The organism is Paraburkholderia sp. Ac-20342, from assembly GCF_017104985.1.
In the GTDB taxonomy this organism is placed as follows: Bacteria; Pseudomonadota; Gammaproteobacteria; order Burkholderiales; family Burkholderiaceae; genus Paraburkholderia.
In genome coordinates this window covers 12,364-25,743 of record NZ_JAAGPQ010000018.1, presented here as the reverse complement: position 1 = coordinate 25,743, position 13,380 = coordinate 12,364, and the positions used below count along the sequence as shown (strand labels likewise).

Sequence of the window (13,380 nt, the reverse complement as noted above, 5' to 3'; positions counted from 1 at the left end):
CGGCAAAAGCAAGGGGAGACAAGTTACATGAACGCACCCGCTGAACTGTCGGCCGAAGTACTCGCCCAGCGCCAGCGCGAAGTCGTGCAGGCGCTGATGGCCGTGTTGCCGAATCATTGTTTGCTGTATCGCGAGGAAGACACCGTCGCGTACGAATGCGACGGCCTCGCCGCTTACCGGCGTCTGCCGCTCGCGGTTGCGTTGCCGGAAACCGAATCGCAGGTGCAACGCATCGTGCAGATCTGCCATCGCCTCGGCGTGCCGATCGTGCCGCGCGGCGCGGGCACCGGCCTCTCGGGTGGCGCCATGCCGATCCGGCATGGCGTGGTCGTATCGCTCGCGCGCTTCAGGAAAATCGTCGAGGTCGACTCGTATGCGCGTACCGCCACGGTACAGCCGGGCGTGCGCAATCTCGCGATCTCCGAAGCCGCCGCACCTTACGGGCTCTACTACGCGCCGGACCCGTCCTCGCAGATCGCCTGCACGATCGGCGGCAACGTGTCCGAGAATTCGGGCGGCGTGCACTGCCTGAAATACGGCCTCACGGTGCACAACGTGCTGCGCGTGCGCGCGGTGACGATGGAAGGCGAGATCGTCGAATTCGGCTCGCTCGCGCCGGACGCGCCCGGGCTCGATCTGCTCGCGGTGCTGATCGGCAGCGAGGGTATGTTCGCGATCGTCACCGAGGTCACAGTCAAGCTGATCCCGAAGCCGCAGACGGCGCAGGTCATCATGGCCAGTTTCGACGACGTCGTGAAAGGCGGCGACGCGGTGGCCGGCATCATCGCGGCGGGCATCATTCCGGCCGGCCTCGAGATGATGGACAAGCCGGCCACGCGCGCGGTCGAGGAATTCGTCAACGCGGGCTACGACCTCGACGCGGCGGCGATCCTGCTGTGCGAATCGGACGGCACGCCCGACGAGGTCGCCAACGAGATCGTGCGCATGACCGCGGTACTGCGCGAACACGGTGCAACCCGCATCCAGATTTCGCGCACGGAAGAGGAACGGTTGCGCTTCTGGTCCGGGCGCAAGAACGCGTTTCCGGCCGCCGGCCGCATTTCGCCGGACTACTACTGCATGGACGGCACCGTGCCCCGCCGCAGTATCGGACCGCTGCTCGCGCGCATCGAAGAGATGGAGAAAAAATACCGGCTGCGCTGCATCAACGTGTTCCATGCCGGCGACGGCAACATGCATCCGCTGATCCTCTTCAACGGCAACGACAAGGACGAGTGGCACCGCGCCGAGGAATTCGGTTGCGACATCCTCGAAGCCTGCGTGGAACTGGGTGGCACGGTCACGGGCGAGCATGGCGTCGGCATCGAGAAGATCAATTCGATGTGCGTGCAGTTCTCGCCCGAGGAACGCGACACGTTCCACGCGGTCAAGCGCGCATTCGACGCGCCCGGCCTGCTGAACCCCGACAAGGGTATTCCCACGCGGGCGCGCTGCGCCGAATACGGCAAGATGCATGTGCGCGGCGGGCTGCTGCCTCACCCTGAGCTGCCGCGCTTCTAGCGTCCGTTGCCGCTCGCATCGTTCATGCTCGCGTCGCGCATGAAGCGCGCACCGCAAAAGGCGGGGCAGGCGCTCCGTTGCATAGCGCCTGCCCCGCCTTTCGCGGTCCCTTCAGCCGATCTGCCGATGCGGGTGCGCTCCTGGTTGCCAGCGAGCCCCCGCCCGGTACAATCAACCGAAACACAACGAGCAGGACACCATGGAAGAGGACGACATCGTCGCCGTTTGGTCCGAACGCGTGCGTTCGGCCAGCGCAGAAGGACGCGCGCTGCGCGTCCGGGGCGGCGGCACCAAAGACTGGTACGGTCAGACGCTGGAAGGTGAGATCCTCGACACGCGCGCTTATCGCGGCATCATCGCCTACGATCCGGCCGAGCTCGTCATCACCGCGCGCGCGGGTACGCCCCTGCTGGAGATCGAAGCCGCGCTCGCCGAGCACGACCAGATGCTCCCGTTCGAGCCGCCGCACTTCGGGCCGCAGGCCACCTTCGGCGGCTGCATCGCCGCGGGCATTTCCGGGCCGCGCCGCCCGGCCGTCGGCGCGGCGCGCGACTTCGTGCTCGGCGCCGTCGTCATGAACGGCCAGGGCCAGGTGCTGCATTTCGGCGGCCAGGTCGTGAAGAACGTCGCCGGTTACGACGTCTCGCGGCTGCTGGCGGGCTCGCTCGGCACGCTCGGACTGATCCTCGAACTGTCGGTCAAGGTGCTGCCGCTGCCGCAGGCCGAAGCCACGCTGAAGTTCGACATGAACGGCACCGACGCGGTCCGCAAACTCAACGAATGGGCCGGCCGGCCGCTGCCGATCACCGCGAGCGCATGGCGCAACGGCACGCTCGCCGTGCGGCTCGCGGGCGCGGAAGCCGCGGTCAAGGCGGCGCGCGCGGCGCTCGACGGCGAAGTCGTCGATGCGGTCGAGGCCGAGCGTTTCTGGGCCGGCCTGCGCGAGCAGACCGATGCGTTCTTCTCGGCGATCCCGCCGAAGGCCGCGCTGTGGCGTCTCGCGCTGCCGTCGATCACCGAGCCGCTGCAACTGCCCGGCGCGCAGCTGATGGAATGGGGCGGCGGCCAGCGCTGGTGGATCACCGACACCGACGCGCAAACCGTGCGCATCAGCGCGAAGCAGGCCGGCGGCCACGCGACGATCTTCCGCAGCGGCCACGGCTACGACCGCAGCGCCGGCGTCTTCACGCCGCTGCCCACGCCGCTGATGAAAATCCATCGCGGCCTCAAACACGCCTTCGACCCGGCCCGCATCTTCAATCGCGGCCGTCTCTACCCCGACTTCTGAGCGACGCGATGCAAACCAACCTCGCGGACTTCATTCGCAATACGCCCGATGGCAACGAAGCGGACGCCATCCTGCGCAAGTGCGTGCATTGCGGTTTCTGCACGGCCACCTGTCCGACCTACCAGTTGCTCGGCGACGAACTCGACGGCCCGCGCGGGCGCATCTATCTGATCAAGCAGATGGTCGAAGGCGCGCCGGTCACGCGCAGCACGCAGGTCCACCTCGACCGCTGCCTCACCTGCCGCAACTGCGAATCGACCTGCCCGTCCGGCGTGCAATACGGGCGGCTCGTCGAAATCGGCCGCAAGCTCACCGAAGAGAAAATCAGGCGCCCGCTCAACCAGCGGCTGCTGCGCCGCGTGCTCGCGAGCGTCGTGCCGAACAGCGTGATCTTCACGCCGGCGATGCGGCTCGGCCAGCGCGTGCGCCGCATTCTGCCGAAAAAGCTGCGCGACAAGGTGCCCGCGCGGCAGAACCCGCTCGCATGGCCCGCCGCGAAACACGAACGCAAGATGCTGATGCTGGCGGGCTGCGTGCAACCGTCGATGATGCCGAACGTCAACATCGCGACCGCGCGCGTGCTCGATGCGCTCGGCATCGAAACGGTGGTCGCGCCCGAGGCCGGCTGCTGCGGCGCGATCCGCCTGCACCTCGGCTATCACGACGAAGCGCTCGACGACCTGCGCGCCAATATCGACGCATGGTGGCCGCACGTCGAACAGGGCACCGAGGCGATCGTGATGAACGCCTCGGGCTGCGGCGCGACGGTCAAGGAATACGCGCATCTGCTGCGCCACGATCCCGAATACGCGGAGAAAGCGCGCCGCATCGTCGAGCTGACGCGCGACGTCGCGGAAATACTGCCGGAGTTCGAGGAACAGCTCGTCGCGATCACGCGGCGCCGCTCGGTGCACACGGTCGCGTTTCATCCGCCCTGCACGCTGCAGCACGGCCAGCAGATACGCGGCAAGGTCGAGCAGTTGCTGAGCGCGCTCGGCGTCGACGTGCGCCTGCCCGCCGACAGCCATCTGTGCTGCGGCTCGGCCGGCACCTATTCGCTGACGCAGCCGCGTCTCTCGTACGCGCTGCGCGATCAGAAGCTCGAGCGGCTGCAGGCGCAGGAACCGCAGGTGATCGTGTCGGCGAACGTCGGCTGCATCGCGCATCTGCAAAGCGGCACGTCGACGCCGGTCGCGCACTGGATCGAGCTGGTCGAGCACATGCTGTCCGTATAATCGGGGCATCGTCTTCGCTGAACACCGGCTCGCTCCATGTCCGACCTGCTCCACCACCTCGCGCACAACCTCGCCGACGTGCGGCAGCGCATTGCCGAAGCCGCGCGGGCGGCCGGGCGCGATGCGCAATCCGTGCAGCTGCTCGCGGTCTCCAAGACGTTTCCCGCCGATGCCGTGCGCGCCGCCCATGCGGCCGGCCAGCGCGCGTTCGGCGAGAACTACGTGCAGGAATCGCTCGACAAGATCGAGGCCTTGGCCGATCTGCGCGCGTCGCTCGAATGGCATTTCATCGGGCCGCTGCAATCGAACAAGACGCGCCCCGTCGCCGCGCATTTCGACTGGGTGCATTCGGTCGACCGGCTCAAGATCGCGCAGCGGCTCTCCGAGCAGCGCCCCGACAACCTGGCGCCGCTTAACGTGTGCCTGCAGGTCAACGTCAGCGGCGAGGCGTCGAAGAGCGGTGTCGGCATCGCCGAAGCGGCGGAAATCGCACAGCAGATCGCCGCGCTGCCAAAGCTGAAGCTGCGCGGACTGATGTCGATTCCCGAACCGGCCGGCGATCTCGCAGCACAACGCGCGCCGCATCGCGAATTGCGCGCGCTGTTCGAACGCCTGCGCGGCGACGGGCTCGCGCTCGACACGCTCTCGATGGGCATGTCGGCCGACCTCGAAGCCGCCGTGCTCGAAGGCGCGACGATCGTGCGCGTCGGCACCGCGATTTTCGGCGCGCGCGATTATTCGCACTGAGCTTTTTCCCGGGCATTCGCGCGCGGCTGCGCGAGCGCCCTCGTCGCATTCCCGCTTCTTATCTGAACCTCACCGGACCATCATGAAAATTGCGTTTATCGGCGGCGGCAACATGGCCGCGGCGTTGATCGGCGGCCTCATCAAGCGCGGCGTCGCGCCGGCTGATCTGTACTCGATCGATCCGAACGAAGACGCGCGCAAGCGCAACGAAGAGCAATTCGGCATCCGCACCGGCGCGAGCGCCGACAGCGCGCTCGCCGCCTACGACGCGGTCGTGCTCGCGGTGAAGCCGCAAATCCTCAAGAGCGTGGCCGAAGCACTCGCGCCGCATCTGCAGGCGTCGCAACTCGCCGTGAGCATCGTCGCGGGCATCCGCATCGCCGACATGTCGCGCTGGCTCGGCGGCCACGGCCGCATCGTGCGCGTGATGCCGAATACGCCGGCGCTGATCGGCATGGGCGTGACGGGCCTCGTCGCCACGCAGAGCGTCGACGAAGCGGGCCGCGCGCTCGCGTCGCAGGTGCTCGGTGCGGTCGGCGAAACGGTCTGGTTCGACGACGAAGCGAAGATCGACGCGGTCACCGCGATCTCGGGCAGCGGGCCGGCCTATGTGTTCTATTTCATCGAGGCGCTGCAGGAAGCCGCGCGCCAGCTCGGCATGGACGCAGCGCAGGGCCGCGCGCTCGCGGTCGCGACCTTCACCGGCGCCGCGCAACTGGCGGCCAATTCCGACGAGCCGCCGGGCGTGCTGCGCGAACGCGTGACGTCGAAAGGCGGCACGACCGCGGCGGCGCTCGCCTCATTCGACGCGAGCGGCATCAAGGATGCGATTGTGCGCGGCGTGCTCGCGGCGGATGCGCGTGCGAAGGAGATGGGCGAGGAGTTCGGCAAGCAGTAAGTGGCCGGGCGGCGATGGGGCGGCGGCCATGCGATGCTCGGGTAGCTATCTCGTAGCGATCGGGTCGCTATCGGGCGGCGCTCAGGCATCCGCCGGAAAACAGAGCGACGGCCTGGCGCTCGAAACCACCCGCACATCGTCACGCAGAAGCAAAAACGCCGTAGGTGGCCACCCTTCGATTCAGGGCAGGCACCTACGGCGTCGAAAAACAACAATAGCCGCAGCGGCCGGATCAGCCGCCGCGCACGCGCATCAGAACGAAGCCGCCGCGTAATGCGCGGCAATCCCCGCGAACAGCGCGCCGCCGAGCCAGTTGTTATGGCGGAACGCGGCAAAGCACGGCATGCGCTCGCGATTGCGGATCAGCGTGTAGTGATAGATCGCGCAGCCTGCTGCCGCGGCCCAACCGATCCAGTACAGCACGCCGAAACCGAGCGTCACGCCAATGCCGACGTAAATCCCGAGCGTCACCGCGTAACACAGCATGACCGCGGCCACGTCGAAGCGGCCGAACGTCAGCGCCGAGGTGCGGATGCCGATCTTGATGTCGTCGTCGCGATCGACCATCGCGTATTCGGTGTCGTAGGCGACCGACCAGAAGATATTTGCGAGCAGCATCACCCATGCAAGCAGCGGCACGTGATCCTGGATCGCGGCGAATGCCATCGGAATGCCGAAGCCGAACGCAATGCCGAGATAGGCCTGCGGAATCGCGAAGAAACGCTTCGTGAACGGATACGAGCCGGCAACGAACAGCGCCACCACCGACAACTGCTTCGTCAACGCGTTGAGCGGCAGGATCAGCAGAAATGCGAGCAGTGACAAACCGGTGGCGAGCGCCACTGCTTCCCATGCCCTGATCTTGCCCGAGGTGAGCGGACGGTTTTCGGTGCGCTTCACATGGCGGTCGAAATCGCGGTCCGCGTAATCGTTGATCGCGCAGCCGGCCGAGCGCATCAGCACCGTACCGATCGTGAAGATCACGAGCAACTGCCAGGACGGATGGCCGCCGGACGCGATCCACAGCGCGTTGAGCGTCGGCCACAGCAACAGCAGGCTGCCGATCGGCTTGTCCATGCGCACGAGGCGCAGATACAGGGGAAGTCGTGCGAACATGGGACGGATTCGATGAAGTGCGAACACGGTCCCGCTATTTTACGGGATGTGCGTGACGCGCCCGGATTCGCGCGGCTGCGTATCGAGGTGCGACGCGAGCCGCACGACGCGTGCATGCGAACGACGCAATAGCGACGCAATAGCGACGCAACGGCGGCGCAAAAAACAAAGCCCCCTGTGCAGGGGGCTCGTTCGTTGCAGCGCGACGCGGACGTTGTCCGCGTACCGGCATCAGATGCCGCTCAGGCGCAACTCAAACGCGCTTTACGCCAGCATCGAGCGCAGCATCCACGCAGTCTTTTCATGCGTCTGCATGCGTTGCGTGAGCAGGTCGGCGGTCGGTTCGTCGTTGGCGGCTTCCGTCGACGGGAAGATCGCGCGCGCGGTACGCACCACTGCTTCCTGACCTTCGACCAACTGGCGGATCATCTCTTCGGCCGCCGGCACGCCGTCGGCTTCGGGAATCGACGACAGCTTCGCGAAGTCGCGGTAGCTGCCCGGCGCATGCACGCCCAGCGCGCGGATGCGTTCGGCGATCGCGTCGACGGCGAGCGACAGTTCGTTGTATTGCGTTTCGAACATCAGGTGCAGCGTGTTGAACATCGGACCCGTGACGTTCCAGTGGAAGTTGTGGGTCTTCAGGTACAGCGTGTAGGTATCGGCGAGCAGACGCGAGAGCCCTTCCGCGATCTTCTTGCGATCCTTGTCGCTAATCCCGATGTTGACGTGCTGTACGGCTGCAGCTTCTTTCTTGGCCATGATGACTCCTTTGAAGAGTGATACGGACCGGTCGGCAAATGACGGTCAGCAGAAACGGATATAAAACGTTCGACAGTGTAGCGTGAAACCCCGCTGCGTTAGCCGGGTGCCGGGCTACGCCGTCATGCCGACGGCACCCTGCGCCGACTTGCCTTCACCTTGCCGTCACAGCGGTGTTGCGTTGATTGACATGTTCGGGGCAACTGCACAAAAAGCCCTGTATTCAACCACCGAAAACGTGCTGCAACGCCTGCACGGCGATCACCGCAAAACCACTCGCAACGATCGCGCAGCCGACCGTCTTGCGCAACATCCACGCATGTCGATGCGCCTGCATGCCGCGTGCGGCGCTCGGAGCGCCGATGGTTGTCATCATCATCTGAATCATGATCCTGCTCCCGGTTCGTATCGTTGGTTCGTACGTTACCCGCGTAGTGGGCGGCGTCCGCTTCCGGCATCACCTGAATCGCGCAGCGCCACGTCGGGAAATTGCCCGCGCCGATGCGGTTCGCCAGCTCGCGCGGCACCAGCGCGTCAAGCGGCCAGAACCCGGTCGACCAGCAGCGACAGAGCGACCGTGCGAAAACTCGGCACGACACGCGGCGTAGCCGCTTGCGCAGGGGTGGAAACGTGAACGGGCTGCGAATTCGCTTGCATGGTGTTGTCCTCCTGGCTTGCCTCGGGTTCCGCGCTTCGGGTCCGAACACTCAGCCTTATGAAATAAAGGGATCGGGCGATCCATGGAAGAAACTATATCAACCCTATCGAATTCTCGTGTTTGATTAATTTAATTTATTTGATAGGGCTTGCGCCCTGTTTGTGAGACATCCACACGGGCATCCGCACCGACAGCGCGGTGCGGAGCCCGCCGTCAGTTGACGGCAGCCGGCAGATCGAGCTTCTTGACGCCCGGCAGATCGCACGCGGCGATCGCGTCGCAGATCGCATCGATCGCGGGCATGCGCGTGAAGCTCTTGCGCCACGCGAGCACGACGCGGCGGTCCGGCACGGGTTCGTCGAACGCGACATAGCTGAGCAGGCCCGCGTCGATGCCGGCCGCGTGCGGCCTGACTTCGTGCACCGACATGCGCGGCAGCACGGTAATGCCGACGCCGCTCGCGACCATATGGCGAATCGTTTCGAGCGAGGAGCCCTCGAAGGTCTTCTGGATGCCGTCGGCGTTCTGCGAAAAGCGCATCAGCTCGGGACACACGCCGAGCACGTGATCGCGGAAGCAGTGACCGCTGCCGAGCAGCAGCATGGTTTCCTGCTTGAGGTCGTCGGGGTCGATCTTCGGACGGTTTTCCCATGCGTGGCCAGAAGGCAGCGCGACGACGAACGGCTCGTCGTAGAGCGGGCGCAGCATCAGGCCCGTTTCGGGAAACGGCAGCGCCATGATCGCGACGTCGATTTCGCCCTGCTTGAGCAGTTCGATCAGCTTGAGTGTGTAATTTTCCTGCAGCATCAGCGGCATCTGCGGGACGCGCTGGATCATCTGCTTGACGAGCGTGGGCAGCAGGTACGGCCCGATCGTGTAGATCACGCCGAGGCGCAGCGGGCCGACGAGCGGGTCCTTGCCCTGCTTGGCGATTTCCTTGATCGCGAGCGTCTGTTCGAGCACGCGCTGAGCCTGCGTGACGATCTGTTCGCCGATCGGCGTGACGCTGACCTCGCTCGTGCCGCGCTCGAAAATCTGCACGTTCAGCTCGTCCTCGAGCTTCTTGATGGCCACGGACAGCGTGGGCTGGCTAACGAAGCACGCTTCGGCCGCCCGGCCGAAGTGGCGCTCGCGAGCCACCGCCACGATGTATTTCAATTCGGTGAGCGTCATTCGGGGATCAATCAGTATGGAGAGTTTGATAGGTTCTAGTTATACACCTATAGGGTCGGTTCGCCAACCTTTGCGGGATTTTCGGCGAGCGTTTGGCGGGGTTGGGTCGCGCGGATTCGCGCTTAGGTGCGCTTTATGTGCGGCAGTTGTGCGCCTCGGTGCACGCACGGCTTCGCGCGCACCGAGGCGCCGTTACGCGCCATCAAGCCGAACCCGCCCGCGCCTTCAAGCCCGCGCACGCGCCCACTATCACGCTTTCAGATATTGCTCGCGCGCGCCGAGCCAGCGCGCGAGATGCTGCAACACCACCTCGGGGTATTTTTCGAGCAGCACCGCGGCTGCCTCGCGCGCGGGCTCGATCAGCCACTGGTCGTTCTGCAGATCGGCGAAACGCAGCATCGCCGCGCCCGACTGCCGCGCGCCAAGAAACTCGCCCGGCCCGCGAATTTCGAGGTCGCGGCGTGCGATCTCGAAGCCGTCGGTGGTTTCGCGCATCGTTTGCAGACGCGAGCGCGCGGTCATCGACAGCGGTCCCGTATAGAGCAGCACGCAGACCGACGCGGCGCTGCCGCGCCCCACGCGACCGCGCAACTGGTGCAGCTGCGCGAGGCCGAAGCGCTCGGCATGCTCGATCACCATCAGCGACGCGTTCGGCACGTCGACGCCCACTTCGATCACGGTCGTCGCGACCAGCAGCTGGATTTCGTTGCGCGAGAACGCATCCATCACGGCGGCCTTCTCGGCCGGCGCGAGGCGCCCGTGCACGAGCCCGACCTTCAGTTCGGGCAGCGCCGCCGCGAGCGTTTCGTAGGTCTCGACCGCGGTCTGCAACTGCAAGGTCTCGCTTTCCTCGATCAGCGGACACACCCAGTACACCTGGCGCCCCGTCAGCGCCGCCTCGCGCACGCGGCCGATCACCTCTTCGCGGCGCGCGTCGGAGACGAGCTTGGTCAGGATCGGCGTGCGGCCGGGCGGCAGTTCGTCGATCGTGGAAACGTCGAGGTCGGCGTAGTAGGTCATCGCGAGCGTGCGCGGAATCGGCGTCGCGGACATCATCAGCTGATGCGGCTGGAAATCGCGCGCGCCGTCGGCGGCGTTCTGCGCCTTGGCGCGCAGCGCGAGCCGCTGCGCGACGCCGAAGCGATGCTGTTCGTCGACGATCACGAGGCCGAGCCGCGCGAACTCGACCGCGTCCTGGATGATCGCGTGCGTGCCGATCACAAGCTGCGCGGTGCCGAGCGCCGCCGCTTCGATCGCGGCGCGCTTCTCCTTCGCCTTCAGACTGCCCGCGAGCCACGCGACGTTCACGCCGAGCGGTTCGAGCCAGCCGCGCAGCTTGCGCGCGTGCTGCTCGGCGAGGATTTCGGTCGGCGCCATCAGCGCGGCCTGGTAGCCGGCATCGATCGCCTGCGCGGCGGCGAGCGCGGCGACGATCGTCTTGCCGCTGCCGACGTCGCCCTGCAACAGGCGCTGCATCGGATGCGGCTGCGTCAGATCGAGCGCGATCTCGCCGCCGACGCGCTCCTGCGCCGCCGTCAGCGAAAACGGCAGCGCCTTCAGCAGCCGCGCGACCAGCGCCGCGTCGTCGCCGAGCTTGCGGCGCGGCATGGCCGGCGCGGCGCGCGTGCGGCGCTCGTCGTGGGCGCGCTTGAGCGACATCTGCTGCGCGAGCAGTTCCTCGAACTTGATGCGCACCCACGCCGGATGTGTGCCGTCGATCAGCGCGGTTTCGTCGGACTGCGCGCCCGGATGATGCAGCGTACGCACCGCGTCCATCAGCCCGGGCACGCCGAGCGGATCGAGAAACGCGCGCGCGACCGGCGCGGGCAGCAGTTCCGGCAGCGAGGTACGCGCGAGCGCGTTGTCGATCGCCTTGCGCAGATACGCCTGCGACACGCCCGCGGTGCTCGGATAGACCGGTGTCAACGCCTGCGGCAGCGGCGTGTCCGCCTCGACCGCGCGCACGGCCGGATGCACCATCTCCATGCCGAAGAAGCCGCCGCGCACGTCGCCGCGCACGCGCAGCCGCGCGCCGATCGCCATCTGCTTGACCTGCGAGCCGTAGAAGTTCAGAAAGCGCAGCACGAGTTCGTCGCCGGCATCGTCATGCAGCTTCACGAGTAGCTGACGGCGCGGGCGGTAGGCGATCTCGTTGTCGAACACGACGCCTTCGGTTTGCGCGATGCCGCCCGGCAGCAGATGGCCGATCGGCGTCAGCGAGGTTTCGTCCTCGTAGCGCATCGGCAGATGCAGCACGAGGTCGATGTCGCGGGTGAGGCCGAGCTTGGCGAGTTTGTCGGCGGTTTTGAGCGCGGGTTTCGAGGCGGCTTGGGCGGCGGGTTTGGTGGCGGCCTCGGCGGAGCCTTTGGCGCCGGTCTCGCTGCTGGCTTTGGTTCTGCGCTTTGCCACGGCCTCGGCTGTGTCTTTGGCGTCGGCCTCGCCTGCCGCTTCAGCCGCAGCCTCGATGCCGACATTCGCGGCGGGTTTGCTCTTCACGTCGCCACCCGGCGGTGTACTCGCCGTATCGCCCGCCCCCTCACCGCTTTCTTCACCGCGAGGCGTACCACGATGGCCAGCCGCCATCACGCGCTCTCCCGCACCTCGCGATCCGCCTTCCGCCGCACCGCCTTCCCCCGCCTCGCTCCGCGCGCCGCGGCGGCGCGGCTCGGCGCCCGCGTCTGGGGTGGCGGTGGACAATCGGCGGTCGGACAAAGGCATGGGCTGCTTCGCAAGTACAATATCGGCTGCTGTCGAAAGAAAAGGTCGTGCCGCCCTTCGCGCTCTAGCGCATACGGGATGCGGCACAGGGTGCGTGCGGACCGCTCCGGCGTCCCGCCATCATAGCGGCCCGGCTCCGGCTTCGGCTCAATTCAGTCCCAAATCAGTCCCAACCCGCTTCCAGTCGTTCGCATGTTTACGCTTTCCGATTTCGATTTCGATCTGCCGCCCGAGCTGATCGCGCAAGTCGCGTTGCCCGAGCGCAGCGCGAGCCGTCTGCTCGACGTGGACGCCGCGGGCGCCGCGCGCCTGATCGACCGCCGCTTCACCGAGCTGCCCGAATGCCTCGCGCCGGGCGACCTGCTCGTCTTCAACGATACCAAGGTGCTGAAGGCGCGCTTCTTCGGCCAGAAGGCGAGCGGCGGCAAGATCGAGGTGCTGGTCGAGCGCCTGACCGGCGAACGCGACGCGCTCGCGCAGATTCGCGCGAGCAAGAGCCCGCAGCCAGGCACCACGATCCGTCTCGCGGATGCGTTCGACGTCACGGTCGGCAAGCGCGTCGACCCGTTCTACACGCTGCATTTCCCCGCCGACTGCCTCACGCTGATCGAGCAATACGGCCGCCTGCCGCTGCCGCCCTACATCGAGCACGATCCCGACGCGACCGACGAAACCCGCTACCAGACCGTGTTCGCGCAGAATCCGGGCGCGGTCGCCGCGCCCACCGCCGGCCTGCACTTCGACGACGCGCTGCTCGCGAGGCTCGATGCGCACGGCGTCGAACGCGCGACGCTGACGCTGCACGTCGGCGCGGGCACGTTCCAGCCGGTGCGCGTCGAGAACATCGCCGAGCACAAGATGCACAGCGAGTGGTATCACCTGCCGCAAGCGCTCGCGGACCGGATCGCCGCGACCAAAGCACGCGGCAATCGCGTGATCGCGGTCGGCACCACCTCGATGCGCGCGCTCGAAGCCGCCGCGCGCGACGCCGAAGCGGCCGGCCACCCGCTCGCCGCGGCGAGCGCCGAAACCGACATCTTCATCACGCCGGGCTACCGGTTCCGCGTGGTCGACCGGCTGGTGACGAATTTCCATTTGCCGAAGTCGACGCTGCTGATGCTGGTGTCGGCGTTCGCGGGCGTCGAGACGATTCGCGCCGCGTATCGTCATGCGATCGACGAGCGCTATCGCTTTTTCAGCTACGGCGACGCGATGCTGCTGACGCGGCGCGAGGTTTGAGCCGGCTCGAGCATAGCTTCTGCTTTGA

At 66.6% G+C, this 13,380-nt stretch carries 12 protein-coding genes; 6 read left to right on the top strand and 6 right to left on the bottom strand.

Features of this window, described 5'->3' with window-relative positions; translation table 11 throughout:
- The first annotated feature begins 27 nt into the window (after window positions 1–27).
- The 5 genes from G3N58_RS09955 to proC all read left to right on the top strand — a co-directional run bounded on the left by G3N58_RS09955 (window position 28) and on the right by proC (window position 5,689).
- Window positions 28–1,521, top strand: a complete 1,494-nt coding sequence (locus G3N58_RS09955; RefSeq protein WP_167035987.1) for an FAD-linked oxidase C-terminal domain-containing protein — start codon at window positions 28–30, stop codon at window positions 1,519–1,521.
- Between the two features lie 199 nt (window positions 1,522–1,720).
- A complete protein-coding gene (gene glcE, locus G3N58_RS09950; RefSeq protein WP_167035984.1) occupies window positions 1,721–2,809 on the top strand; it encodes a glycolate oxidase subunit GlcE in 1,089 nt (362 codons plus the stop codon).
- A gap of 8 nt (window positions 2,810–2,817) precedes the next feature.
- Window positions 2,818–4,044, top strand: coding sequence for a glycolate oxidase subunit GlcF (gene glcF, locus G3N58_RS09945; RefSeq protein ID WP_205999068.1), 1,227 nt, complete (start codon window positions 2,818–2,820; stop codon window positions 4,042–4,044).
- Window positions 4,045–4,080: 36 nt separating this feature from the next.
- Window positions 4,081–4,791 (top strand): YggS family pyridoxal phosphate-dependent enzyme, encoded by a 711-nt coding sequence (locus tag G3N58_RS09940; RefSeq protein ID WP_205999067.1) that lies wholly within the window; start codon window positions 4,081–4,083, stop codon window positions 4,789–4,791.
- A gap of 82 nt (window positions 4,792–4,873) precedes the next feature.
- A complete protein-coding gene (proC, locus tag G3N58_RS09935) occupies window positions 4,874–5,689 on the top strand; it encodes a pyrroline-5-carboxylate reductase (protein WP_205999066.1) in 816 nt (271 codons plus the stop codon).
- 252 nt (window positions 5,690–5,941) lie between these two features.
- On the opposite strand, the gene ubiA is transcribed toward proC, so the two are convergent.
- From ubiA to recG, 6 genes are all read right to left on the bottom strand, one after another.
- The gene (gene ubiA, locus G3N58_RS09930; RefSeq protein ID WP_167035972.1) at window positions 5,942–6,805 is read right to left on the bottom strand and encodes a 4-hydroxybenzoate octaprenyltransferase; all 864 of its coding nucleotides are present in this window, start codon (window positions 6,803–6,805) and stop codon (window positions 5,942–5,944) included.
- 264 nt (window positions 6,806–7,069) lie between these two features.
- Window positions 7,070–7,564 (bottom strand): Dps family protein, encoded by a 495-nt coding sequence (locus G3N58_RS09925; protein WP_167035969.1) that lies wholly within the window; start codon window positions 7,562–7,564, stop codon window positions 7,070–7,072.
- Window positions 7,565–7,787: 223 nt separating this feature from the next.
- Entirely contained in the window at window positions 7,788–7,952 is a 165-nt protein-coding gene (locus tag G3N58_RS09920; RefSeq protein WP_205999065.1) for a hypothetical protein, read from the bottom strand.
- Between the two features lie 146 nt (window positions 7,953–8,098).
- Complete coding sequence (locus G3N58_RS34485) at window positions 8,099–8,221, bottom strand: hypothetical protein (protein ID WP_275691473.1); 123 nt, start codon at window positions 8,219–8,221, stop codon at window positions 8,099–8,101.
- 214 nt (window positions 8,222–8,435) lie between these two features.
- Window positions 8,436–9,395 carry a hydrogen peroxide-inducible genes activator gene (locus G3N58_RS09915; RefSeq protein ID WP_167284245.1) on the bottom strand — a complete coding sequence of 320 codons (960 nt, stop codon included), beginning with the start codon at window positions 9,393–9,395 and terminating at the stop codon, window positions 8,436–8,438.
- A 249-nt stretch (window positions 9,396–9,644) separates the two neighbouring features.
- Entirely contained in the window at window positions 9,645–12,113 is a 2,469-nt protein-coding gene (recG, locus tag G3N58_RS09910; protein ID WP_205999064.1) for an ATP-dependent DNA helicase RecG, read from the bottom strand.
- Between the two features lie 192 nt (window positions 12,114–12,305).
- Here recG and queA point away from each other — a divergent pair, with 192 nt between their 5' ends.
- Window positions 12,306–13,352, top strand: a complete 1,047-nt coding sequence (gene queA, locus G3N58_RS09905; protein ID WP_205999063.1) for a tRNA preQ1(34) S-adenosylmethionine ribosyltransferase-isomerase QueA — start codon at window positions 12,306–12,308, stop codon at window positions 13,350–13,352.
- The last annotated feature ends 28 nt before the right edge of the window (window positions 13,353–13,380 follow it).

What these genes read in the sequence shown, in the direction of transcription:
- G3N58_RS09955 (WP_167035987.1), top strand. Translation starts at nt 28, where the DNA reads ATGAACGCACCCGCTGAACTGTCGGCCGAAGTACTCGCCCAGCGCCAG.
- glcE (WP_167035984.1), top strand. Translation starts at nt 1,721, where the DNA reads ATGGAAGAGGACGACATCGTCGCCGTTTGGTCCGAACGCGTGCGTTCG.
- glcF (WP_205999068.1), top strand. Translation starts at nt 2,818, where the DNA reads ATGCAAACCAACCTCGCGGACTTCATTCGCAATACGCCCGATGGCAAC.
- G3N58_RS09940 (WP_205999067.1), top strand. Translation starts at nt 4,081, where the DNA reads ATGTCCGACCTGCTCCACCACCTCGCGCACAACCTCGCCGACGTGCGG.
- proC (WP_205999066.1), top strand. Translation starts at nt 4,874, where the DNA reads ATGAAAATTGCGTTTATCGGCGGCGGCAACATGGCCGCGGCGTTGATC.
- ubiA (WP_167035972.1), bottom strand. Translation starts at nt 6,805, where the DNA reads ATGTTCGCACGACTTCCCCTGTATCTGCGCCTCGTGCGCATGGACAAG.
- G3N58_RS09925 (WP_167035969.1), bottom strand. Translation starts at nt 7,564, where the DNA reads ATGGCCAAGAAAGAAGCTGCAGCCGTACAGCACGTCAACATCGGGATT.
- G3N58_RS09920 (WP_205999065.1), bottom strand. Translation starts at nt 7,952, where the DNA reads ATGATTCAGATGATGATGACAACCATCGGCGCTCCGAGCGCCGCACGC.
- G3N58_RS34485 (WP_275691473.1), bottom strand. Translation starts at nt 8,221, where the DNA reads ATGCAAGCGAATTCGCAGCCCGTTCACGTTTCCACCCCTGCGCAAGCG.
- G3N58_RS09915 (WP_167284245.1), bottom strand. Translation starts at nt 9,395, where the DNA reads ATGACGCTCACCGAATTGAAATACATCGTGGCGGTGGCTCGCGAGCGC.
- recG (WP_205999064.1), bottom strand. Translation starts at nt 12,113, where the DNA reads ATGCCTTTGTCCGACCGCCGATTGTCCACCGCCACCCCAGACGCGGGC.
- queA (WP_205999063.1), top strand. Translation starts at nt 12,306, where the DNA reads ATGTTTACGCTTTCCGATTTCGATTTCGATCTGCCGCCCGAGCTGATC.